Origin of the sequence: Streptomyces sp. NPDC052036 (assembly GCF_040680495.1) — a bacterium.
Lineage (GTDB): Bacteria > Actinomycetota > Actinomycetes > Streptomycetales > Streptomycetaceae > Streptomyces.
Map to the genome: position 1 here is coordinate 13,792 of NZ_JBFAWW010000036.1, position 23,437 is coordinate 37,228.

The 23,437-nt window shown below is 70.1% G+C and carries 18 protein-coding genes; 15 read left to right on the plus strand and 3 right to left on the minus strand.

Features of this window, described 5'->3' with window-relative positions:
- Nucleotides 1-6: 6 nt before the first annotated feature.
- The 5 genes from rbfA to AB0L95_RS33475 all read left to right on the plus strand — a co-directional run bounded on the left by rbfA (nt 7) and on the right by AB0L95_RS33475 (nt 6,814).
- Nucleotides 7-459, plus strand: coding sequence for a 30S ribosome-binding factor RbfA (gene rbfA / locus AB0L95_RS33455; RefSeq protein WP_365168321.1), 453 nt, complete (start codon nt 7-9; stop codon nt 457-459).
- Nucleotides 456-1,361 (plus strand): tRNA pseudouridine(55) synthase TruB, encoded by a 906-nt coding sequence (gene truB / locus AB0L95_RS33460; RefSeq protein ID WP_365168323.1) that lies wholly within the window; start codon nt 456-458, stop codon nt 1,359-1,361. Before rbfA ends, truB begins: the two co-directional genes overlap by 4 nt.
- 240 nt (nt 1,362-1,601) lie before the next feature.
- Nucleotides 1,602-5,396, plus strand: a complete 3,795-nt coding sequence (locus tag AB0L95_RS33465) for a trypsin-like peptidase domain-containing protein (protein ID WP_365168325.1) — start codon at nt 1,602-1,604, stop codon at nt 5,394-5,396.
- A 136-nt stretch (nt 5,397-5,532) separates the two neighbouring features.
- Entirely contained in the window at nt 5,533-6,489 is a 957-nt protein-coding gene (locus AB0L95_RS33470; protein WP_365168328.1) for a bifunctional riboflavin kinase/FAD synthetase, read from the plus strand.
- A 94-nt stretch (nt 6,490-6,583) separates the two neighbouring features.
- Complete coding sequence (locus AB0L95_RS33475; protein ID WP_311697205.1) at nt 6,584-6,814, plus strand: DUF397 domain-containing protein; 231 nt, start codon at nt 6,584-6,586, stop codon at nt 6,812-6,814.
- 116 nt (nt 6,815-6,930) lie between these two features.
- On the opposite strand, the gene AB0L95_RS33480 is transcribed toward AB0L95_RS33475, so the two are convergent.
- The 3 genes from AB0L95_RS33480 to eccE form a co-directional block, all read right to left on the minus strand.
- The gene (locus AB0L95_RS33480) at nt 6,931-9,927 is read right to left on the minus strand and encodes an SCO5717 family growth-regulating ATPase (RefSeq protein ID WP_365168331.1); all 2,997 of its coding nucleotides are present in this window, start codon (nt 9,925-9,927) and stop codon (nt 6,931-6,933) included.
- Between the two features lie 185 nt (nt 9,928-10,112).
- Nucleotides 10,113-10,955 carry a hypothetical protein gene (locus AB0L95_RS33485; protein ID WP_365168333.1) on the minus strand — a complete coding sequence of 281 codons (843 nt, stop codon included), beginning with the start codon at nt 10,953-10,955 and terminating at the stop codon, nt 10,113-10,115.
- The gene (gene eccE, locus AB0L95_RS33490; protein WP_365168336.1) at nt 10,955-12,271 is read right to left on the minus strand and encodes a type VII secretion protein EccE; all 1,317 of its coding nucleotides are present in this window, start codon (nt 12,269-12,271) and stop codon (nt 10,955-10,957) included. The genes AB0L95_RS33485 and eccE overlap by 1 nt, the downstream gene beginning before the upstream one ends.
- 351 nt (nt 12,272-12,622) lie before the next feature.
- On the opposite strand from eccE, the gene eccB reads away from it, so the two are divergent.
- The 10 genes from eccB (at nt 12,623) to AB0L95_RS33540 (ending at nt 23,178) form a co-directional block, all read left to right on the plus strand.
- The gene (gene eccB, locus AB0L95_RS33495) at nt 12,623-14,212 is read left to right on the plus strand and encodes a type VII secretion protein EccB (protein WP_365168338.1); all 1,590 of its coding nucleotides are present in this window, start codon (nt 12,623-12,625) and stop codon (nt 14,210-14,212) included.
- 274 nt (nt 14,213-14,486) lie between these two features.
- On the plus strand, nt 14,487-14,798 hold the full coding sequence (locus AB0L95_RS33500) for a WXG100 family type VII secretion target (RefSeq protein WP_361665786.1): 312 nt from the start codon (nt 14,487-14,489) through the stop codon (nt 14,796-14,798).
- A gap of 71 nt (nt 14,799-14,869) precedes the next feature.
- Nucleotides 14,870-15,154, plus strand: coding sequence for a WXG100 family type VII secretion target (locus AB0L95_RS33505; protein WP_365168340.1), 285 nt, complete (start codon nt 14,870-14,872; stop codon nt 15,152-15,154).
- Between the two features lie 275 nt (nt 15,155-15,429).
- On the plus strand, nt 15,430-16,662 hold the full coding sequence (mycP, locus tag AB0L95_RS33510; RefSeq protein ID WP_365168343.1) for a type VII secretion-associated serine protease mycosin: 1,233 nt from the start codon (nt 15,430-15,432) through the stop codon (nt 16,660-16,662).
- Nucleotides 16,663-16,703: 41 nt separating this feature from the next.
- Nucleotides 16,704-17,054: a hypothetical protein gene (locus AB0L95_RS33515; RefSeq protein WP_365168345.1), complete on the plus strand. Its 351-nt coding sequence runs from the start codon at nt 16,704-16,706 to the stop codon at nt 17,052-17,054.
- A gap of 41 nt (nt 17,055-17,095) precedes the next feature.
- On the plus strand, nt 17,096-18,658 hold the full coding sequence (locus tag AB0L95_RS33520; protein ID WP_365168347.1) for a hypothetical protein: 1,563 nt from the start codon (nt 17,096-17,098) through the stop codon (nt 18,656-18,658).
- Nucleotides 18,659-18,741: 83 nt separating this feature from the next.
- Nucleotides 18,742-20,097 carry a type VII secretion-associated serine protease mycosin gene (mycP, locus tag AB0L95_RS33525; RefSeq protein WP_365168349.1) on the plus strand — a complete coding sequence of 452 codons (1,356 nt, stop codon included), beginning with the start codon at nt 18,742-18,744 and terminating at the stop codon, nt 20,095-20,097.
- 91 nt (nt 20,098-20,188) lie between these two features.
- On the plus strand, nt 20,189-20,779 hold the full coding sequence (locus tag AB0L95_RS33530; RefSeq protein WP_365168351.1) for a hypothetical protein: 591 nt from the start codon (nt 20,189-20,191) through the stop codon (nt 20,777-20,779).
- Nucleotides 20,780-22,198: 1,419 nt separating this feature from the next.
- A complete protein-coding gene (locus tag AB0L95_RS33535) occupies nt 22,199-22,879 on the plus strand; it encodes a hypothetical protein (RefSeq protein WP_365168354.1) in 681 nt (226 codons plus the stop codon).
- Nucleotides 22,876-23,178, plus strand: a complete 303-nt coding sequence (locus AB0L95_RS33540; RefSeq protein ID WP_365168356.1) for a hypothetical protein — start codon at nt 22,876-22,878, stop codon at nt 23,176-23,178. The genes AB0L95_RS33535 and AB0L95_RS33540 overlap by 4 nt, the downstream gene beginning before the upstream one ends.
- Nucleotides 23,179-23,437: the final 259 nt, after the last annotated feature.

The following is a 23,437-nucleotide window of genomic DNA, read 5'->3' on the forward strand; positions in this document are numbered from 1 at the left end:
GGACCAGTGGCCGACAACGCGCGGGCGAAGAGGCTGGCGGACCTCATCCGAGAGGTGGTGGCCCAGAAGCTGCAGCGCGGGATCAAGGACCCGCGGCTCGGCACGCACGTCACCATCACGGACACCCGGGTGACGGGTGATCTGCGGGAGGCGACCGTCTTCTACACGGTGTACGGGGACGACGAGGAGCGGAAGGCGGCGGCCGCGGGCCTGGAGAGCGCCAAGGGCATCCTGCGCTCCGAGGTCGGGCGCGCCGCGGGCGTGAAGTTCACGCCCACCCTCACCTTCGTCGCGGACGCCCTTCCGGACACCGCACGGACCATCGAGGACCTCCTCGACCAGGCGCGCGCCTCCGACGAGAAGGTGCGCGAGACGGCCACGGGCGCCTCGTACGCCGGTGATGCCGACCCGTACAAGAAGCCCGACTCCGACGACGAGACGGACGACACCTCCGCATGACCCAGCAGCACACCACGCCCGACGGCCTTGTCATCGTCGACAAGCCGTCGGGCTTCACTTCGCACGACGTCGTCGCCAAGATGCGCGGGATCGCCCGGACCCGGCGCGTCGGACACGCCGGCACCCTGGACCCGATGGCGACCGGCGTGCTCGTCCTCGGCGTGCAGAAGGCCACCAAGCTCCTCGGGCACCTCGCCCTGACGGAGAAGGAGTACCTGGGCACCATCCGGCTCGGGCAGAACACCGTCACGGACGACGCCGAGGGAGAGATCCTCTCCTCCGCTGCCGCCTCCGGGATCACCCGCGACGCCGTCGACGCGGGGATCGCCAAGCTCACCGGTGACATCCTCCAGGTGCCGTCCAAGGTCAGTGCGATCAAGATCGACGGTGTGCGCTCGTACAAGCGGGCCCGTGAGGGCGAGGAGTTCGACATCCCCGCGCGGCCCGTCACCGTCTCCTCCTTCACGGTGTACGACGTCCGGGACGCCGTCGCCGAGGACGGCACCCCGGTGCTGGACCTGGTGGTCTCCGTCGTCTGCTCCTCCGGGACCTATATCCGGGCCCTCGCCCGTGACCTGGGCGCGGACCTCGGGGTCGGCGGCCACCTCACCGCGCTGCGGCGCACCCGCGTCGGGCCGTACAAGATCGACTCCGCGCGCACCCTGGACCAGCTCCAGCAGGAGCTGGCCGTGATGCCGATCGCCGACGCCGCCTCGGCGGCGTTCCCGCGCTGGGACGTGGACGCCAAGCGGGCCCGGCTGCTCGCCAACGGTGTGCGTCTGGAGATGCCTGAGGAGTACGCGGGCGCGGGCCCTGTCGCCGTCTTCGATCCGGAGGGGCGCCTGCTCGTGCTGGTGGAGGCGTACAAGGGCAAGGCGAAGAGCCTGGCGGTGTTCGGCTGACGTCGGTGGCGTTGGTCGGTGCCCGTGGAGCGGCGAGCACGGGGTTCGAGCCGCCGCTCCACGGTCCCCCCTCGGTTCCCCCTCCCAGAGGTCTATCCATCCCCCCTCGTCTATTCACCCCATCGAGCAGGCGCTCGGAGTGAACCGAGGGAGCGGAAGGGGGCGCGTTCGCCACAAGATCTGTTCCGTTGATCACCAGCGGCCTACCGTCGGGCTCAGGCACGGCGGGGAGGTTCGAGCATGGTGGTACCAGGCCCTCGGACACGGGACGGCGGCGAGGCAGGGCACGGCACGGATTCCGCCCTTGTACGGGTGTGCGACCTGGCCGGACGCCCCCGTGGCACCGGGTTCGCGATCGACCATCAGGGCACGCTGATCACCAGCCACGAGGCCGTCGACGGACTGGCCCGCCTGGCGCTGCACACACCCGACGGACGCGTCCGTGTGCTGGACGCCGACGCGGTGACCCCGCTGCCGTACGCCGACCTCGCCCTCGTCCGCACCGAGGGACTGGGTCTGGAGCCGCTCCCCGTCACGGCCCGGGACCGGATCGAGAGCGGCGTCTATGTGAAGATCTCCGCGGGCGGCTGGCGCGAGGCCCGGGTGCTCGGCACGACCGCGGCCACCTACCGGGCCGGCGACTGCTCCCGCCTCGTGGACGACGCCCTGGAACTGGCGGTCGGCACGGCGGGCACCGAAGCGCTCCGCCCGGGCGGCGGGGCCGCCGGCGGACCGGTCCTCGACGCCGCCACCGGTGCCGTGCTGGCCGTCCTCGGCACCCGGCTGCACACCGACCACCGGGCCACGGGGTTCGCCGTGCCGCTGCGGGGGCTGGGACAGCCCCTGGACGAGCTGCTGGACCGCAACGCCCGGACCGTCCCCGCCTACGGGGAGGACCTGAACCTCGCGGGAGTCCTGGACCTCACGGCGAGGGCAGCGAGGACGGGCGGCCCGCCCGACGACCGCCTCACCGTCCGGCGCACACGTCTCATCGAGGAGTTCACCGCCTTCGAGCGGAGCGAGTGCGCCGTCCTGGCGCTCGTCGGTGCCCCCGGCAGCGGTCGTACGACGGAACTCGCCGCCCTGGCCGCGCGGTACGCCCGGGACCCCGAGCCGGCCCCGGTGCTGCGGCTGCGCGGGGCGGACCTCAGGGACACCGACCCCTCCCTGGCCGCCGCGGTGGCACGGGCGCTGCACCGGACGGGCGCCGGTGGGCACCCCGTCTTGCCGGCCGACTGTGCCGAGAGCGAGCCCGGCGGAGTCCTGCCCGACCATCTCGCGCGGGTCGCGCGGAAGGCCGGGCGCCCCTTGCTGCTGCTCCTCGACGGCCCCGAGGAGATGCCGCCCGGTCTTGCCCGCAGGCTCCCGGAGTGGATGCGGGAGACGGCCGCCTGGCTGCGCGGGACCGGGGCACGGCTGGTGACGGCCTGCGGGCCCGAACACTGGGAGCTGGCCGGGACACGGTTCCCGCAGGAGCTGCTGTACCGGGGGCGCGCGGGAAGGCCGGGGGCGCTGCCGTCCGTGCCGGAGGGGTGTCACCCGGTCCCGGTGCCGGACCATCTGCCTCCCTGCGTGGCACTCGGCGATCTCACCCCGGCCGAGGCACACGAGGCCCTGGCCCGCCATGGCATCCCCGAAGGCCTCCTCCGGGACCCCGAGACCCGGCACCCGCTCACCCTGCGCCTGCTCGGGGAGGTGCGCGCCGCGCTCCCTGATGCGATGGGCGGGCCGGATCTGCCGTGCGTGCCGGGTGCGGAGGATCTGCGGTGCGTGCCGGGTGCGGAGGATCTGCCCTGCGTGCCGGGTGCGGAAGACCTTCCGTGCGCTCCGGTCGACCGTGACGAGGTCTTCTCCGCCTATCTCGACTTGGTCTGTCTGCGCATCGCGGTGCGGCTCGCCGCGGAGAACGGCCTGCACGGCACTGCCGTACGCCGCCTCGCCGCCAAGGTCTCCGGGCAGGTCCACGACGCCGCCCGCCGCAGCCTCGGCCCCGGACAGGGCGCCCTGGACCCCGCCGCCTTCGAGGCCGTCTTCCCCTGGGGACCCGCCCCGGGACGACGGCTCGGCAAAACCGCGGGCTGGGCCTGTGCCGTACTCGCCGAGGGCCTGATCCAGCCCGCGGGCCTGGGCTACCGCTTCACCCACGAGGAACTCGCCGACTGGCTCCAGGGCAGGCACCTCGACCTGGACGCCGCCCTGCACACCCTGGTGCACCGGAGCGTGCCCGGCACGGGAGAGCACCCGGTGTCCTCCCTCGCCGCCACGGCCGCCGCCCGCCGCCGTACCCGTCCCTTCCACCGGGCCGCCGCGGTGTCCCGCACCCAGCCCGTGCCGCGTCACCGCAGCGGCCCGGTCGTTGAGGCACTGCTCCACCTGGCCCGCCGGGAGGGCCCGGCCGGACTCGCCCTGCGGCTGGAGGACCTGGTGCACGCGGTGGACGCGCTGCTGGAGCCCCGTCCCACGCCACCGGACGACGACGCGCTCTGGTGGGCCGCCCACCTGCTCACCGACACCCTCGTCCGGCTCACCGACGCACGGCCCTATCTGCATGTCCTGCGCCTCCTCGCCGACCGCATCGTGCGATGGCGGGCCGCGGGACGGCGCGTCCCCCGCGCGTTCGCGCCATGGTTCTGGACGGCGCTGCCCGTACCGGAGGCAGAACGTCTCGACCTGCTCAGAAGACTGGTGACGGCGGACGAGCCCCCCGGCCGGTCCGGGCGGCCCCGCGCAGCCCGTGGTGTCGGCCACCGACAGGCGGACGGGTCCGATGGGGCCGCACCGCCCCGGTACCTGGACGCCGTCGCCCGGCTGCTCGCCGCCGACCCCGTCGTCGTACAACGCCACCTCACCACCCGCTGGTTCGACGACGAGCGCCCGCTGCCCGCCACCCCGCACGCGACCGTCGCGACCGCCGCGCAGGCCCTGCTGCACACCCACCGGCATCGCGCCCCGGACGATCTGCCCGAGGCGCTCGCGGACAGCGCGCACCGGCGCGGCGACGAACTGCTCACCGTGCTCGCCGAGGAGGAGCCGTCGGCCATCTGCCGGGCCGTCGGCCGGTGGGCCCACGACGAGCGGCCCGCGCGGCGGGTGGCGGCGATGGCGTACGGACTGCGCGCCGCCCCGTACGCCCGCACCGAGGCCGACCAGGAGCTGCTGCGTCACGCCGCCCTCACCGTGCTCGCCCGCCCCGCCGACTGCGCGGTGCACGGCGGCGCCCTCGCACTCCTCGTACGCGATCCCCGCACCCGCGCCCGGCATCTGACGGCGGCCCTCGCGCGGTTCGCCGCCAGTGACCCCCAGCTGCCCCCGAACGCCCTGGTCACGGCCCTCGCCACGCATCCGGAACCGGTGCTTTCCGCGTTCCGCACCCGGCTGCGGCACTCAGGACCCGACACCGGCGAGACCCTGCGCGCCCTCGCCGACGCCACCACACCCGCCCTCGCCCACCAGATCGCCGCCCTCATCCGCGAGGCCGCGGCACAGGGTCCTCAGGAGGCGACGAGCACCACCGGTCCGGGAGCGGCCCGGAGCCTCGCGGAGCAGGTCGCCGCCCACGTCGGCCGACGGCTCGACCACGGCCTCGCCGCCCGTGCCGTGCTGCTGCCGCTGGTCGCCGGGCTGCTCGACGGCGGGTCCCCGGGGCTGCGGTCCGCGTTCGCCGTGGTCCTCGGCGCGCCCGGGGTCGAGGAGTCCCGCCCCCTGCGGCACGAACTGCTCGACCTGCTGCTCGCCCAGGAGCGGGACCCAGCCGTCCTCGACGCCCTGCTGCGGGCCGCCGCCGACGGGGCGTATGGCGGCGGGGAGGCCCACGCCCGTGTGGTGATCCACCGGGCGGGCCTGCTGCTGGCCCGCACCCAGGAGGGCGCCGCCCGCCTCGACCGGGGCCTGCTCGATCTCGCCCGGCGGGTGCCGGGTTTCGCCCAGCTCCTCGTCCGCTGGCTGGCCGAGGCCCCGGGGGAGTGGGCCGCCGTGGTCGGCCCCGGCACCCGTCGCATGATCGAGGGCCTCGCGTCCGTGCGGGTCCCGGCGTGAGGGGCCCCGGCGGCCCCGCCGCGCGTGCCGCCCGTCACAGCCACCATGCCGATGCGGGCCGAGAGCCCGTGGCATGGCACCCTTAGACCTGCGTACAAGGCAAACACGGACACGGGTTCGACGAGGAGCGGTCACAGTGCAGCGCTGGCGTGGCTTGGAGGACATCCCCGAGGACTGGGGGCGCAGCGTCGTCACCATCGGCTCCTACGACGGAGTCCACCGCGGACACCAGCTGATCATCCGGCATGCGGTGGAGCGCGCCCGTGAGCTGGGCGTCCCCTCGGTGCTCGTCACCTTCGACCCGCACCCCAGCGAGGTCGTGCGCCCCGGCAGCCACCCGCCGCTGCTCGCCTCGCACCACCGCCGCGCGGAGCTGTGCGCCGAGCTGGGTGTCGACGCGGTCCTGATCCTGCCCTTCACCACCGAGTTCTCCCGGCTCTCGCCCGCCGACTTCGTGGTCAAGGTCCTGGTCGACAAGCTGCATGCCAAGGCCGTGGTCGAGGGCCCCAACTTCCGCTTCGGCCACAAGGCCGCCGGGAACGTGGAATTCCTGACCGACCAGGGCAAGACCTACGACTTCGAGGTCGAGGTCGTGGATCTGTACGTGTCCGGCGAGGCGGGCGGCGGCGAGCCCTTCTCCTCCACCCTGACCCGGCGGCTGATCGCCGAGGGCGATGTGGAGGGCGCGAGCGAGATCCTCGGGCGTCCGCACCGGGTCGAGGGCGTGGTGGTGCGTGGCGCCCAGCGCGGTCGCGACCTCGGTTTCCCCACCGCCAACGTCGAGACCCTGCCGCACACCGCGATCCCCGCCGACGGCGTCTACGCCGGATGGCTGCACGTCCAGAGCGAGGCGATGCCGGCCGCGATCTCCATCGGCACCAACCCGCAGTTCGACGGCACCGAGCGGACCGTGGAGGCGTACGCCATCGACCGGGTGGGCCTGGACCTGTACGGGCTGCATGTCGCCGTCGACTTCCTCGCGTTCGTCCGCGGCCAGGCCAGGTTCGATTCGCTCGACGCCCTGCTGGAGCAGATGGCCGAGGACGTGAAGCGCTGCCGGGAGCTGATCGCGGCCGCCGAACGCCCCGCCTGAACCCGACTTGTCGGGTTCGCTCGGTAAACCCCCTGCCACCGCGCTCAGTTGTAGAATCCTCGCTGTCCGTAAGGTCGGTGGAACGGAGTGAACGGTGGCGACCGAGCAGGAGAAGGAAGCGCTGTACGCCATGGACATCAGCGGCGTCGAGTGGGTCGGCTCCCCTGACGGTCCCCAGGACGAGCGGGTGGAGATCGCTTACCTGGAGGGCGGCGCCGTCGCGATGCGCAACTCCGCGGACCCCGACACGGTCCTGCGCTACACCGCGGCGGAGTGGCGGGCGTTCGTACTGGGGGCGCGCGACGGGGAGTTCGATCTGCGATAGCACCCGGAGACGGATCCGTCCGCTCGCGTCCGCGACGCACGCGGACGCCAGAGGGCCGGCACTGTGAGAGTGCCGGCCCTCTGGCGTTGCCGGCCGGTCTCTGACCTGCCGGTCCGCTACTGCTGTGTCCAGCCGGGCGGTACGGGGCCCTGCGGGGGTTGCTCCTGCTGCGGAGCCTGGGGCGGCGGGGCCTGCTGCCACCCCTGGCCCGGCGCAGGCGGCTGCTGCTGCCAGCTCTGCCCCGGTGCCGGCGGCTGCTGCTGCCAGCCCTGACCGGGGGCGGGCTGCTGCTGCCAGCTCTGCCCCTGCTGGGGGGCACCACCGGGCTGGCCGTAGGGCTGCTGGGGCTGGGGCTGGGGCGGGGGTGCGTACCCCTGCGGGGGCTGCTGCTGGAACTGCAGGTTCGGATTGCCGAAGCCCTGCTGGGTACGGGCGATGTCCTCGGCGATGAGCGCGGCGAGATCGAAGTACGCCTCGCGGGTCTTGGGGCGCATCATGTTGAGGTCCACCTCGGCACCCGCCGAGAGGTGTTCGTCGAAGGGCACCACGACGACACCGCGGCAGCGGGTCTCGAAGTGCGCGACGATGTCCTCGACCTTGATCATCTTGCCGGTCTCGCGGACACCGGAGATCACGGTGACCGACCGCTGGACGAGATCGGCGAACCCGTTCGCCGACAGCCAGTCGAGCGTGGTCGAGGCGCTGCTCGCGCCATCCACCGAGGGAGTGGAGATGATGATCAACTGGTCGGCGAGGTCCAGGACTCCGCGCATCGCGCTGTAGAGAAGACCGGTACCCGAGTCCGTGAGGATGATCGGGTACTGCCGGCCCAGCACCTCCAGGGCGCTGCGGTAGTCCTGGTCGTTGAACGTGGTGGAGACCGCCGGGTCCACGTCGTTGGCGATGATCTCCAGACCCGAGGGCGCCTGCGAGGTGAAACGACGGATGTCCATGTAGCTGTTCAGCTGCGGGATCGCCTGCACCAGGTCGCGGATGGTGGCGCCCGTCTCGCGCCGCACCCGTCGGCCGAGGGTGCCGGCGTCGGGGTTGGCGTCGATCGCGAGGATCTTGTCCTGGCGCTCGGTGGCGAGCGTGGCGCCGAGCGACATGGTCGTCGTGGTCTTGCCCACGCCACCCTTGAGGCTGATCACCGCGATCCGGTAGCAGGACATCACCGGCGTACGGATCAGCCCCAGCTTCCGCTGGCGCTCGGCCTCCTCCTTCTTGGCGCCGAACTTGAACCGGGACGGACTCGCGTTGTTCTTACGGGCCTTGGGCTGGTTGCGCAGCAGCCGGTCGGACGACAGCTCCACGGCGGCGTTGTAACCGAGCGGGGTGCCCGGCGCGGCCTGTGGCTGCGCGGCACCCGGCCCGGCCTGGGGGCCGACCGGGGCGGTCCAGCCCTGGTTGCCGTAGGCAGCGGGAGGCTGCTGGGGCGTCTGCTGCTGCGGCACGGCCTGGGCCGGGGGCTGCTGTTGGGGCGCGGGCTGCTGCGGCTGGGCGGGCGGCTGCGGGTAGCCGTAGCCGTCCGGCTGGGGCGGATAGCCGTAGGCGACCGGTCCGGGCTGCTGCTGCGGGGGTCCGGGCTGGGCGGGCGGCTGCGGGTAGCCGTATCCGGCGGCCTGCGGCTGGGGCGGCTGGGGCTGCGCGGGCGGCTGCGGATAGCCGTATCCGGCGGCCTGCGGCTGAGGCGGTACGGGCGGGGGCGCCTGCCGCGGGTCGGCCGGCGGCTGACCCTGCGTCGGGAACGCGGGCGGCTGGACCGGACCGAACGAGCCCTGAGGCGGCATCTGATGCTCGGGCTGGGCGGGCGGCCGCGGGTATCCGTACCCGGCGGCCTGCGGCTGCGGAGGCTGGGGCTGTGCGGGCGGGGGCGCCTGTTGCGGCACTCCCGGGAGCGGCTGCGCGGGCACATAGCCCTGCGGCAGCGGGGGAAGCTCCTGGTCCGGCTGGGGTGCCGCGGGGGGCTGCTGTGCCTGCGCCGGCAGGGGACCGGGGGCGGAGGGCGCCGGCTCCGCCTCCGTACGCGCCTCGGCGTCCGCGTGCGCCCCTGACTCCGCGTCTGTTTCCGTCGCCGCTTCCGGCTCTGCCTCCGCCGTCGCGGACCCGGCCCCGGGGTCCTCGGCTGTGCGGGACGCCGTGGCGGGCTTTGCCATGGACGCGGCGTCCGTCGTCTCGTCGACGTCCGCTCCGGTCACGGAACCCGCGAAGTCGCTCGGCTCCGGCGCCGCGTCGCCGCGCTCCTCCTCCGGCTCCTCCTCGTCGGGGGCATCACCGAACAGCCGCTGGGCCTCGGCGTCGGCGGCGGCATGGTTCAGGTCGGGCATCGGCTGCTCGGGCATCGGCTGTTCGGGGGCGGCCTGCCGGGGGACGCTCGCCACGGGGGCGGCGGCCGGGGGCGGGGCGGCCTGGGCGTCCTCGTCGACCGGCCGCAGCACGGGGAAGCCCGGCGCGGCGGTCGGCTGGGCCGGCGGCTGCTGTGGCTGGGGCTGTCCGTACCCGCCCGGCGCGTCCTGGCCCTGTTGGGGCGCGCCCGGCGCCGCCTGCGGGTAGCCGTAGCCGCCGGGCGGCACCGCGCCCGCGGCCGCCGGGGGAGTGCCCGGCGCGGAGTGCTGCTGCGGGAAACCGTAGCCCCCCGTGGCGTAGGGGTTCGCGACGGGCGCGCCGTACGCGGGCGGCTGCGGGACGCCTTGGGCGTACGGCTGTGCCGGTGCCGGAGCCTGGGGTGCCGGAGCCTGCGGGGCGGGGGCCTGGTGAGCAGGGGCCTGCGGGACAGGGGCCTGGGGCGGGGCCGTGTGCGGTGCGGGGGCGTGCGGTGCGGCTGTGTGCGGCGCGGGAGCCTGGGGCGGGGCTGTGTGCGGCGCGGGACCGGGGCCGCCCGGCGGTCCGGCGGGCATCCCTACGGCCGGACCGACCGGCGGTCCGGGAGACGGCGGTGGCGGCGCCTGGGCGGCGTCCCGAGGCCCGCCGGCCGGCGAGCTTCCTTGCGTGCTTTGCGCGTACCAGGCGGGAGGCGTGTAGACGATTTCGAACTCGCCGGTGAGGTCAACCTCTTGATCGTCCCCGTCCGAGGACGGGCTGCCGCCGTTGTACTCGGACCGATCGCTGTTCACTGCTTGCCTCCTGGTCAGCCACTGCTGCTGAGTTGGTCGTCGTCGCGGCCGGGCGGACCGAGTGGCGAGCCCACGCGGCTGCGATCGTCACCGCATCACCAGAAGACTAATCACTCGTATCGCGGGAGGGAAAAGTGGCCGTGGGGGTGGCCGACCGGCAGCGCACCCGCCGGAACGACGAGCCGTCAGTCCATCCGGCGAGCCACGCCGAGAAGGCCCGTCTCCGCGTCCGTGGGCTCGGTCATCACGAACTTGCGGTGCTTGCGAGTGCACCACAGAGCGACGCCGTCATACAGCGTGGGCAGCGCCTGCAGCGGCTCGTCCGGGATGCCCAGAGTGTCCCGTACGATCTCCGTCTCCTGCGGCGAGATGCGCTGGATACCGACCAATTGGGCCTGGGCCAGCCAGCGCGGCGCGTGCTCGCTGACGAAGGGCAGCACCGTCACGACGGCCTGCCACGGCAGGGACGTCACCCGCCCGCGCGGCGGACGGACGCCGCAGTCCCGGATCAGCACCACGGGGCTGGAGACCGAGGGCCCCTGGGCGGGCACCCGCCCCACCGGATAGACCGTCACACACTGCTGGCCGCCGCCCGCCGCCTGCGCCAACTGCTGCCAGGCCCCCGGACGGCCGGTCTCCACGCCCACGCGTGCCCCCGTCGCGGCGGCGCGCAGCGCCAGCACCTGGGCGAGCCAGAGGCCGCCCACGAGGACGACGTCGAACGGCGTCGGCCGGGACAGACCGAGCACGGCCGGCTGCGACTCCGTGTCCGTGCCGATGATCACACCGTCGTCACCGATCGGCATGCTGACCGCGGCCAGCTCGTCGACGGTGACGACATGGCGGTTGCGGCGCGGTCCGCGCAGCCCGAAGCCCGGGCTGAACACGCGCCGTTGCTCCAGCGGCGCCTGCGACTCGGAGATGATCGGGATCATCCCGGTGTCGGTGGGCGAGGCCACATGCGCCGGCGTGCGCCCGGGGGCCCGGCTGCGCTGCCCCGATTCCATGGCCGTAGCGGGGTGGGACATCAGTACGTACCTCCGAGCGGCAAAGTGGCGAGGGCTCCGGGGACCTGCTCCCGGTCGAGGCGCACCAGACCGACCTTCGCGGCGCTCGCGGCCCGTTCCAACTCCCGGCCCACCTGGCCCAGTTCGCTGTCACCACGGGTGGTGATGCGAATGTGTCCGGTGAGGGAGACGCCCCGGCTGCCGGCCCTGCCCAGGGTCACGCTGAACGTCGTGGCGAGCACGGGGAGCGAGGTGAACCGCGTGACCAGCTCGGGCAGCGCCACACCGCCGCCCCCCAGCTGCGGCCAGCGGGAGAGCCAGTAGGTGGTGTGCCACCGGTCGTCGACGCGCCAGCTGCGTACCGACTCGACCGTACGCCGCTGGGCCGGCCGCCCGTCCTGGGCGTGCTGCGCGTTGGCCCGCGGGTTCAGACAGCTGGACGTCGCGAGCGCCTGCACCAGCTCGCTCTCATCCAGAATGGTCGCCTTGAAACCGGCCCCGGCCAGTCGGCTCACCAGCTGGTCCGCCACGCGCAACAGCGCCCGCTGCGCCCCCGGAACGCCGTCACCCCGTGCCTGGACCGCCTCCGGGCACAGCTCCGGGTCGAGCTTGAGGGCGACCCAGGTGAGCCGCAGCGCGGGAGAGCCGGACTGCGCCTGGAGGGGACCGTAGGACCGTACGGCGACCGCCTGCGGCGGCAGATGCGGTGCGGGCGCGGGCTGGGTGTGCTGCACGATCTGCGCGGACGCCAGCCGGATCCCGTCGACCTCCAGGGCCTCGTGGACCAGCCCGAGCGGCAGCTGCCGCCCGGCGGACTCGGGACGCAGCGGCTGGTCACCCGGCTGCACGAAGAGCACGGCGGTCAGGAAGGTGCCGTCGCCGATCATGCCGATCGAGCGGTTGTCACGGGACACGAAGCGGTAGGTCCGCAGCGCCGGGTCGCTCTCCACGGCGGGGGCCAGCATCGGGTCCGTCCCCGGCGGGACGGGCAGTTTGGCCTCGCGCTGACGGCGCCTCAGCGCGCGCCGCGTCTCGTACCACTCGGGCAGCGGCCGGTGGCCCCGGCGCAGAACCGCCAGAAGCAGCAGCAGCGCCGCCACGGCACCGGCCGGAGCCAGCAGCCAGGAGGCGTCGGCGACCCAGGCGACCAGCATCACCGCCGCCGCCAGCTCCACCAGAACGAGCTGCGGCAGCCGCACCGGACCCATACCGCCCGGGCTGGGCAGCAGTCGCGGCGACGCGGCGGCGGGAGCCGAAGCCGGCACCCGTCTGCGGTCCGGGCCGTCCTGTTGCTGCTGTGCGCGGCCTCCGCGCCGAGTGCTCGAAGCGCTGGTCATCCCCCGGGACATCCCTTTCGCGAAATAGTGGCCGAACGTCGGGCGGAGATCCTCTGCGGAGATCCCGGCGACGGGCCAGGGGCACCGATGGCCCACGTCATCCATGCGCGTGGCTCACGGTACCCGCTGCTGAACGCGGGGCGACACAGGGGACACCGGAACCCCGAAGAGCCAGCCTGTCATGGACCGGCCCCGCATGGTGGTGCGCTGTGTGAGGCTCTGTGAAGATGCAGGGGCGGCCGCACACCTGATGAACCGTCGCCCCACGGCGCAGTGCGATAGTAAATGCCTGCTCGGCCGCAGCGGCCCATCGAGCACACAGAGCATGACAAAACGGGAGACCTGGGGACCATGGCAAAGCGTCGGGACGAGCTCGCCGCCTATACGTTCGCTCGCAAGCGCACCGTTGCGGCGTTCCTCGCACCATCGCCGGGAGGCTCGGACGAAGGCGCGCCGCGCCCCATGCAGACGGTGATGCCCAGCCTGGCGATGGGCGTCGTGCTGGTCGTTGGATTCATCGCCTGGGGCGTGATCAAGCCGTCGGCGCCGCCCGGCTGGAACACGCCCGGCGAGTACATCATCGTCGACAGCGACTCCACGACGCGCTACGTGGTCCTCAACGACAAGGGGGCGAACGGCAAGGCGACTCCGACGCTGCACCCCGTCCTCAACTACGCCTCCGCCAAGCTGCTCCTCGACAAGGACAAGGGCAGCGTCCTCGAGGTGCCAGGCAAGGAGATCGACAAGAGCGGCATCCCGCACGGCGCGACCCTCGGCATCCCCTACGCCCCCGACCGGCTGCCCGCCAAGGAGGACGCGGAGAAGGCGAAGACCTGGGCGGTGTGCGAACGGCCGGCCGCCGGATCCGACGACGCCATCGACCGTGCCGTCTTCGTCCTCGACGCTGGCGATGCGAAGTCGCTGGCGAACTCCGGGAAGGTGGACGCCGGCGAGGCCCTGTACGTCGTCGACTCCAAGACCAGACAGGAATACCTGGTGGACGGCAAGGGCAACGCCTTCCTGCTGGGCGGCCCCTCGGGGCTGGACAACACCACCATGGAGCAGCTGCGCGCCGCCGTCATAGGCACCACGGCCCGGCCGCAGCCGGTGAGCGAACAGTGGCTGCACACCCTCAACGAGGGCGGGGTCATCAGCTTCCCGGTCATTCCGTCGGCGGGCCAGCCGACCTCGGTCAAGGGTCTGCCCCAGGAGGCGGGGACGGTGGGTCGGGTGCTCAAGGCGCAGGACGCGCAGGGCACGCAGTACTACGTCGTCCTACGAGACCGCGTCGCCGGCATCACACCCTTTGTGGCGAACCTGCTCAAGAGCTCGCCCTCCGCCAAGTTGGCGTACGGGACCGACGCGATCACCGACATCAAGGTCGGCACCCCGGACATCATCGCCGCCAACGGCGGCCAGGCGGACGCCTTCTACGCCGACAAGGGCTGGCCCCAGACGGTCCCGCGGCAGGCCAACCCCGCCGCCACGTCGACCGAGCAGGCCCGCACCACCTCGTGCAGCGTCTACAACGGCACCATCGGCGCGGACAGGAAGCCGCAGCTGGCCGCCTGGGCCGGGACGGCGTACCCCGAGAAGGTCGTCGCCGACTCGCTGAGCGCCTATGTCTCCTCCGGCTCGGGCCTGTTGTTCCAGGAGGTCACGGGTGCGGCAGGGGGCGGCGGCGCCACGTACCTGCTGACCGACACGGGCCTGCGCTACTCGCTCCCGTCGAACAACGACAGCTCGGCCGGCACCCCGTCCGCGTCGTCCGCGACCTCATCGGGATCGGGGGGCGATGCGAGCGAGACGGACAAGGCCCGCACCCGGCTGGGCTACGAGAAGGTCTCCAACCCCGCGGTCGTGCCACAGTCCTGGGCGACGTTCATCCCCAAGGGGCCGACCCTGGACACCGGCAGCGCGGCCCAGCCGCAGGCGCAGTAGGCCCAGCCGCGGGCCCGGTAGGCACTCTGCCGCAGGCCCGGTAGGCGCTCCGCCGCGAACCGGCTGAGCACCAACAGGCGTGCCGACAGGCCACGTTGGCTCTATGGATCACAGAAGCATCGCTCAAGTGTGTGAGCCGTGTAACTGATTGGGCTTGCCTGTGGATGAGTCACAGGCGGACGATAGAGTGTTTGCAGCACTCAAGGCTGCGAAGCTTTTCCGGGCACCTGGTGCAGGTTTCCCGGATCAACGACTACATGGGGGAAGGTTCAACATGGCCGGCCAGTTCCGGGTAACAGAAGATGAGCTGACCAAGCTCTCCGGCGACATCAGCACCGCGAACGGTCAGATCCAGGGAGAGATCCGCCGTCTGAACGGCGTCATCGACCAGATCGCGGGCGGCTGGCAGGGCCAGGCGGCCCAGTCCTACCGCCAGTTGCAGGAGCGCTGGAACGCGGACGCGAAGAGGATGAGCGACATCCTCAACGACATCAAGGAAGCCGTGGACTCGACGCGGAGCAACTACTCCGCTTCGGAAGAGCAGCAGAACTCCGAGATCAGCAAGATCATGTCCGACTTCGGCTGATCCAGCCGCGTAGGACAGCAGTTCTTCCCTCTTTCCACCGATTCCTTCGACTCCCCCTGAAAGGGAACGCGATGTCGATTCTCGTCAATTACGCAACCATCACCAACGCGTCCACGGACGTGCGCTCGACGGCCGGCCGCATCAAGCAGCAGCTCGACGACCTCGAGGCCGCGGTCAAGCGCGTCGCCAGCACCTGGGAAGGCGAGGCGCAGGAGGGGTACCAGCGCAAGCAGCGCGAGTGGGACCAGACCGCCGCGGACCTGCACGCCACCCTGCTGAAGATCTCCACGGCGCTCCAGAGCGCGGCCGAGAACTACCAGGCCACGGAGAAGAGCAACGCCTCGACCTGGGGCTGAGCCGTCGGCGGCCCGAGGGACACGACATGAGGAGAATCGGCCCAGCCGACGCCGCGGCGTCCGCTGGGCCGACCCCGTCTCGGGGCCGCGCACAGTAAGAGCCATGAACCTTCACAAAGTCGGCACGGGTCCATTTGTGCCGACGCACCACACACACCGACATGACCCAGCTTCGAAGGAAGCAAGCAAGCCCTGGGGGCCTGAACATGGGGGGCACGACAGCCCGTTCGCGTAGGCGCGAGAGCGGAACCCGCACACTCCGGCGGGCCTTCGGCGTGCTCGCAGCCACGGGAATCTGCCTCGCCCCGGCCCCGTCGGCAGGGGCCGCCCCGGCGACACCCACCCACCTCGCCACCGGCAACTCCGGTTCCGACGACGACCCCGGCTCCGGCGTCTCGTCGACCGCCGAGTGCGTCTTCGGCGGCGACGTCATCAAGTCCACGCCCTGGTCCCTCCAGCGGATCCTCCTGGACCAGCTGCACGGACAGGCGACGGGCAAGGGCGTCACGGTCGCGGTGATCGACACCGGCGTCGACGACTCCAACGAGCAGCTGAGGACCGCCATGGCCCCCGGCGGCGGCGACTTCGTCGGCTCCACGGACGGCACCCAGGACGTCGAGGGGCATGGCACCCGGGTCGCGGGCATCATCGCCGCCCGCCCGATCAAGGGCACGGGCTTCGAGGGCATCGCACCGGAAGCCAAGATCCTCTCCTTCCGCTACACGGGCGCGCAGGAGAAACAGGGCAACTCGCAGACCATGTCCCGGGCGATCAACGCCGCGGTGGCCAAGGGCGCGAAGATCATCAACATCTCCTCGGACACCGCGGACAAGCAGGACAACACGCCACTGCGTAACGCGGTCGAGGCCGCCGTACGGTCGGGCGCCCTGATCGTGGCGGCCGCCGGCAACGACGGAGCCGACGGCAAGTCCGCGAACACCTACCCCGCCTCGTACCCGGGCGTCCTGGCGGTGGCGGCCTCCGACCGCAACGACGAACGCGCCTTCTTCTCACAGACGGGCGACTTCGTGGACGTCGCGGCACCGGGCGTCGGCATGGTCTCCACCGTCCCGAAGGGCGGCCAGTGCACCGCCGACGGCACAAGCTTCGCGGCCCCGTACGTCGCGGGGGTCGCGGCTTTGCTCAAGCAGAAGCACCCGAACTGGTCGGCGTCCCAGATCGCCACCCGCATCGAGCAAACCGCCCAACGCCCGGACCGCGGCCCCAACCGCTACACCGGCTGGGGCGTGGTCGACCCGGTCGCGGCCCTGTCGGACGACTCCACACCGGCCACCACCCCCCAACCGGACCCGCCCGCGGCGGCCCGTTCGGGAGGAGTCGTTCCGATGGCCGTCACGATGGGAGAAAGCGAAACGGACCGCGAACGCAGGGTCGCCGTGTACGTCCTGGGCGTGACCCTGCTCCTGGTCCTCGTCACCGCAGGAAGCGGCATCGCCGTACGAGACTGGCGCACAAAACGAGCCGAACGAACCGGCCTGCCGAGCTAGACAAGACTTGGATTTGGAAACAGGGGAGAGGACAACGGGGTATGAGCAACGGAATGCGGGTCGATCTGAGCGCACTGGATGAGGTCATCCGGAAGCTCTGGACGTTGCTGGACGACATGGACAAGGCCGGCACCACGTCGAAGTACGACACCGAGATCCCGATGGATGCCTTCGGCCAGTCGTGTTGGTTCACCGAGGCCAGGGACCTGCACGGGGCCCAGGGCGATATGAAGACCAAGATCGAAGGCATCATCAAGCAGCTCCACGAGTTGATAGACGACTTCAGCACGAAGACCTCGAAGGTCCGAGACAAGTACAACGACAAGGAACATGAGATCAAGCGGAGCGTGGGGGACAACTCGGGTGGCTCCAAGAAGAACCAGCTGGCTTAGTGGTCGTTTTCCGGAAACAGAACTGACGAGGGGAGTTCGCTGTGGCCGACGCTAGAGGAGACTACGAAGCCAGCAAGCAGTACGCAGAGCATCAAGAAAAGGAGAGGAACGCAGAACACCAGAAGGAACACGACCGCCTCATCGAGTCTGACGAGGTCGCACACCAGGGGCACGGGGGACGGCCCACAGGTCTCAAGACGGACTTCATGTCCTACTCGATCAACGGCCTCCGCAAGATGATCCTGGACTCCAACCCCGGCAAGATCTCGGAGGTTGGCGGTCACTGGAAGAAGGTCCACGAGATCCTCTCCGGTGGTGACGGGGACGGCAAGACCGGCGGTGTGGACACGCAGCCGGCCAAGGGCAGCATCGCCGGCCTGCTCCAGACGGCCGTCGACAATGTCCTCGAGCACTGGGAGGGCCAAGCGGCCGACGCCTTCCGGCGCAAGGCGAGCGACATCGGCGTCCAGATCCGCAACGGATCCGCGCACGCCAACTTCATGGCTGAGCAGCTCTTCGCGATCAGTAAGGATCTCGACACCTCCAAGGCGAAGATGGAGGAGATCAAAGAACCCTCTCTGGCTGAGCGCGCGAGCGACAAGCTCAACGACGACGGCCGCAACGACGCCCAGATGAAAAAGGACCTCGCCGCAGGCGTCAGCGCGGACACGGTCGCCAAGGCGAACGAGAAGAACCTGTCTCTCACCAAGGAGCGGCAGCTGCAGGCCGTTGCAGTGATGGAGAATCTGGCGGCCAACTACCAGGTCTACTCGAAGAACCTTGGTAACAACGCCTGGCAGAACGATCGAGAAGGCGTCACTCCTCCGAGACACGACGGCACGATGCCTCCCCCAATTACACCCCCCAGCATTTCACCTGCGGGGCCGGGTACAGGGCGAGCGGCCAATAGGCCTTGGAGCGCTGGCCCCACAACCAGCATCAAGCCGGCCCCCGCGGGTCCCGGAGACGAGGGCATCCCGGGAGGTCTGCCGGTTCCTCAAGACCGGGGCATCAAGGGAGGCTCGGAGCTTCCGACTGTCAAGACCAAGGTGGACGGCATCTCCCTACTCCCGACTCCGGGTTCCGGCCCTGGAACCGGCGGATTCGGCGGAGGCAGCGTCGGTGGCATCGGTGCAGGCGGCGTCCAGTCCCCGGACATTGTGGCTCCAGGCGGAGCATCCAACCTTGGACGCAGCGGAGTCGGCTTTGCCGGTGGACGTAGTGGTCTGACTGGTGGCGGCGCGGCAGCTGGTCGCGGCGCTGGCGGCCGGACCGGCATGGGCGGTATGGGCGCCGGTGGAGCTGGTGCCGGTGGCCGAGGCGGTGCCGGCCTCGGCGGCCGTGGTGCCCTCGCGCGCGCTCGTGGCGGTGTGGTCGGTGCAGCAAAGGGAGTCACCGGCAAGGGCGGTGGCGGCGCGGGCCTTCACGGCAGCCGCGGTGGATCTCAGCGCGGTGCCATGGCGGGCGGTGCTGGCGGCCGCAACGGCCGACGGTCCGAGGAAGAGAGCGCTGGGAACGAGCGTCCCGACTACCTGGTCGAGGACGAAGAGACCTGGATCTCGGAAGAGGACCTCAACCGCAACGTACCGCGCACGATCGAGTAGGCATCCAAGCGGGGTGGGCGGAGAGCCGGAGTCTGCCCACCTAGGCTGGCGTAGTCGGCCGTAGCTGAGTGAGGAGCAAGGAAATGGGTTTCAAACAAGTGTCGTCCGCGACGGGAGTCGTGGCGCTGACAGGAGCCTTGCTCCTCACTTCTGCCCCCAATGCTTCAGCGGATTACATCCGCGACAAGCAGTGGGTCATTGGTGTTATGAACTTCGAGAAAGTTTGGGCGGAGTCACGGGGCCAGGGCGTCACGGTTGCAGTCATCGACACGGGAGTAGACGCCAGTAACCCCGATCTGGTCGGGCAGGTTCTACCTGGAAAGAATGTCACTGGAAGTGACGAAGATCCGCATCGTGACACCAACGGCCATGGCACTGGCATGGCGAGTATCATCGCTGGTCACGGGCACGGGGCGGGTTACTCCTCGGGTGTTATTGGCTTGGCACCGAAAGCAAAAATTCTCCCGATCAAGGCTGGAAATAGCAGCGAAGATGTAAATGAGCTGTGGCCGGCTGGTGTTCGTTACGCAGTGGATCACGGCGCCTCGGTGATCAACCTGTCGTTCAAGGACTCACTCGCTCGTCCTGGTTCTGAGGGAGCGAAGGCGATTGAGTACGCCCAGCGGCGAGATGTCGTTGTCGTAGCGTCTACCGGAAATGATGGAAGCGCCGAAGTAGATTATCCGGGAAAGCTGCCAGGCGTGGTAGCCGTAGGTGCAGTTGACCAGTCTTTGAACCTCTGGGATAACTCAAACTACGGTGCTGGGGTGACACTCACCGCTCCCGGTGTCAAAATCGTGGAAGCTGACCCTTCACAGCCCAGTGGCTATTCAGAGGGGACGGGTACGTCCGACGCTGCCGCGTATGTCTCGGCCACCGCGGCCCTCGTCCGAGCCAAGTACCCCAACCTCACCGCAGGCCAGGTCATCAACCGCCTCATCAAGTCGGCAACCTTCCTTAACCACGATGTCAAGAAGACACCCGACGAGGAGTACGGATATGGGATCATCCGTCCGTACAAGGCGCTGACGATGAACATCCCCGCCGGCCCCAAGGAAGGGCCTCTCGCCCAGGCGTCAACGTCGGCGAACTCCGGCTCCGCATCCAAGGGCAGTGACAGCACGAACCAGGCGAGCAGGGAGAAGAGTTCCTCTTCTGGAGGCGTCCTCCTCATCGTCGGCATCGCAGCCGTCGTGGTCGTGGCCGCCGTGGCTTTTGCTGTCATCCGCAGTCGGCGGAACCGCCGTGGCAACGGACCTGGCTCCGGCGGCGGAATCCCTCCTCAGGGTATGGGCTACCCGCCCCAGCACCCCACCCACCCGACCGCCCAACAGCCGTACTCCAACACTGCTCCCCACCAGGGGTACGGCACTGCGCCGGGACAGTCCCCGCAGCATCCCAACCCCTACACTCAACAACCCCCGTATGGCGGGCAGTAGGAGTAGGAGCCACATCGCTTCGGGAAGGGCATGCTCTGCACGCCCTTCCAAGCTTCTCCACCCGCACATCTGTGTCCGGAGTTCTCTCCGCATGACCAACACCCGCTCCAGACGCCCCGTGACTCGATTGATCCTCTGGATTTCCGGCGGCATCGCCGCGTTCATCGCCGCTTTCTGGGCCGTCACCTCGACTGCCGATCTTGCCCTTGCCATGGGCGTCTACGGCGTCCCGGGCATCTACAGGGTGGAGAGCTGCCACGACACCGACTACCGACGTAATCACTCCAAGTACGACTGCTACAGGTACTTCACACCGCACGGCGGCAGCGCCGCCGATGCCGTTTATGTGCACCTTGATTACACCGGGCACAACTACCCGGACGGCACCGAGTTCGATGCGCGGCAGGGACTTGCGCCAGAGACGATTCAGCGGACCGGGATCCGGGGCGTCGTAGACGAGTTGTGGCAGGTCGGGTTTGCCGTGGCCGCCCTCGGCTGGATCGCGTACCTGGTGGTCAGGCCCGCCACGTCGAGGAAGCCGAAACGGAGTCCGGAGCCTTCGCGGCGTGAGAAGGCGGCCGTGTGGGTGGGCCTCGGTGTCGTCGACTGCGCCGCTGTGGGCGTCCTGGGCTTGGTCGCAAACGTCGTAGAGTCGCTTGCGTCCAAGTGTCCTGAGGCCTGAGTTCGCTGAAAATATCCGATGAGGCGGTGGCGCCCTCGTCCAGGCAAAGGGGGATCGTCGTTCCAGCACTTGGTCCTGTCGCAGATATCCTTCTCGAATACCTCGGCGGCTTTGTGCACCACTCGCCGTATCCGCTCGTCTGTCGAAAAGGCGAACTGGCGGTCGGGCTGGTTGAGCCAGGACACGCCGGTCGGGAGTCAGAGTCATGCGGTACCGGGGATAGTCCAGCGGTCACTTCTGGAACACCCGGTCTTGTGGGTCGGGTAGTTGCCACAGGTCAGACGGACAGCGGGATCAGTGGGACCCTTCCTTTCCGACTTAGTCAGCAACTTCTTGAAGTCCACTGCCCGGTGGCGGCGGTGCAGCGGTCCTTTCGCCTCGTCGGTGGCCACGTTCAGAGCGGCGAACAGGGTAGCCACCTTGCCACGCAGGCGATCATGGGTCCGGCGCTTGGGTATCCCCGGCATTATCGGCAGTGCCGGAGCGGAGTCGCAGCTGTAGTTGTCATCGGTGCGACCGCCGGTACTGCCGCGCGCAAAGCCGTGACCGCGGTCGGTGGCAAGGGGTTTGCCGGTGGGATGGTCGGCGGTGCAGCTGCAGGGGTCTCGGAGATTATCTGGATTCCCTACACAAGGGTGAGGATGTCGATATCAGGCAAGAGGCCGTCACCGCTGTCACCGGAAGCACGGCCTGCGGACTCGGTGGCGGTGCTAGGGCGGTCGACAGGGGCTTCGGTGACATGGCTCGAGGCCTGAGAAACGACAACGACTTCGCCTGCGGCGGGGACCGACCGGAGCACCAACAGGTCGGCACCGACGTCGCCTTCGGCTCCGCCAAGCCGGTAGCGGGGGGCGTTTCCGCGGACACCGCGAAAGACGGGTTCGACGGGGTGGACAAGAGCGTGAAAGGGGCGCAAACAGACGCCCGGAGAGGCGTCGGGGGTGACCACAGATCGGCAATGGACCGGATCTGCGAGGATTTTGGGTGAGGGGGCGCGCGGAAGTGATTCGTACTCCTTTCAAGGCGTTCTCCAGGGTCGGTGCGTGGTGTACCGGCCTGGGGCTGACGGCAGCGACGCCCGTGCTGTGGCTGTGGCTGTGGCTGTTCGGTACGGTTCCAGATCTACGGCAGCGACTGGTCCTGGCGTCGCTGGGCTGTTTGCTCATCTGTGTCGTGATGATCGCGTTGCAGCGAAAGTCGTCAGGAGGCCGGAGGCCGTACGGAGAAGTCGCCGCAACTGTGTGTGCTGAAGCTGCGGACGAGGTGCGTGGCTGGACCGCGGGGCCCGTGCCTGTGCCACGGAGCATCCCTTCTAGGCGAGGCTCGCAGCTTCGAAGCCTTGCCTGGGGAATCGTGGTCCCCTCCGTGCTTGTGGGGATCGTGGCCTTGGCTGCTGGGGCGCCGCAAAGGCCGGATCGGGTGCAGCGCATCTATTCGGCCGGAGCCGAGTTCGGCGTTGCACGGGCGGAGAAGGTCAGCGATGTCCGGCAAAAGCCCTCCAGAGGCAAGGACCCCTATACGGCGACGGTGGTCGTCCAACTACCGGTGGAAGCCGGCGGCAAGCCGGTGTCGACAACGGTCAAGCCAACGACATACCAGCGCGTGAGCCCCGGTGACCCGGTGAAGGTGCTGTATGCGCCCTCCCAACCGCGGCTCGGAGCGGTGGCCGAGGACGAGCGCAGCCTTGGCTGGCAGCTACGTGGGCAGTCGATGCCCTCGTACATGCGCTGGTTCTTTGTCGTCGTGATGGTGCTCAGTTTGGTCCCGGTCGCGAATCACCTGTCGGCCAAACACGGTTTTCGGGCGTTTTCACGGCTGGGCAAGAGGGACAAGGCTATTCGGGGCGCCTACACCCGAGTTGGTGGACACTTCGATACAGAGAAGAAAGGATCACCGATCAGGGGCAAGCACCTGGAGATCAGCACGGATGCCGGACGGGCGCGCTTCTACACAGCTACAGGCGAGAACGGCCTGCCCGAGGTGTTGGTGGGTCAGCAATTGTGGCTTTGCTGGGACGCACATCGGTGCGCGCGCGGCTCGCTCCGAGTACAACGCCTGCAGCGATGGTATTCGACAACGGCTTGGTGGTGCACGGAATGATCAGTGTTGACCAGACACGTTCGTTGAACGACAGCGCGGTGTCTGTGGAGAAGCTGAATCCTGGTCCACAGGAGGACCGACCGCTTCGGCTGTTCGATCCGCGCTCCTACTGGCCCTTTTGCATCGAGCCGTTGGCGTTGCAGACCTGCGCCGTCGTCATCACCTGTGCTGCTTTGCTGACGTTCGACGTGCCCACCGGATGGCGCTGGGCGGCCGGGATCGTTGGTTTCCTCGGAGCTTGTGCGGTCGGTGGTGTTGCCTTGAACGAGGACCGCTACGCCAAGCGGGCCGCGGCGTAGCCGGTGATCAGCGCACATCGGGCCGCTGACCGCGCAATTGGATGTTGAGCCGTGAATAAACCGAGACAGAGAGCATGGCCGTCTGGACACGCAGCGACTTCGGGCGGGGGCGGAGAACCACGTGACGAGCTCAACGGTGGCGACCCTGTCGTGAGGTGCTGAAAGCACAACAGGTACGCATGGGACGTCTGTCACAGGGCGCAGCATCGGTGGCCTGGCCCTGATCCTGCCGCACGCAGTCGGGGTCTTGGGCGCTTTC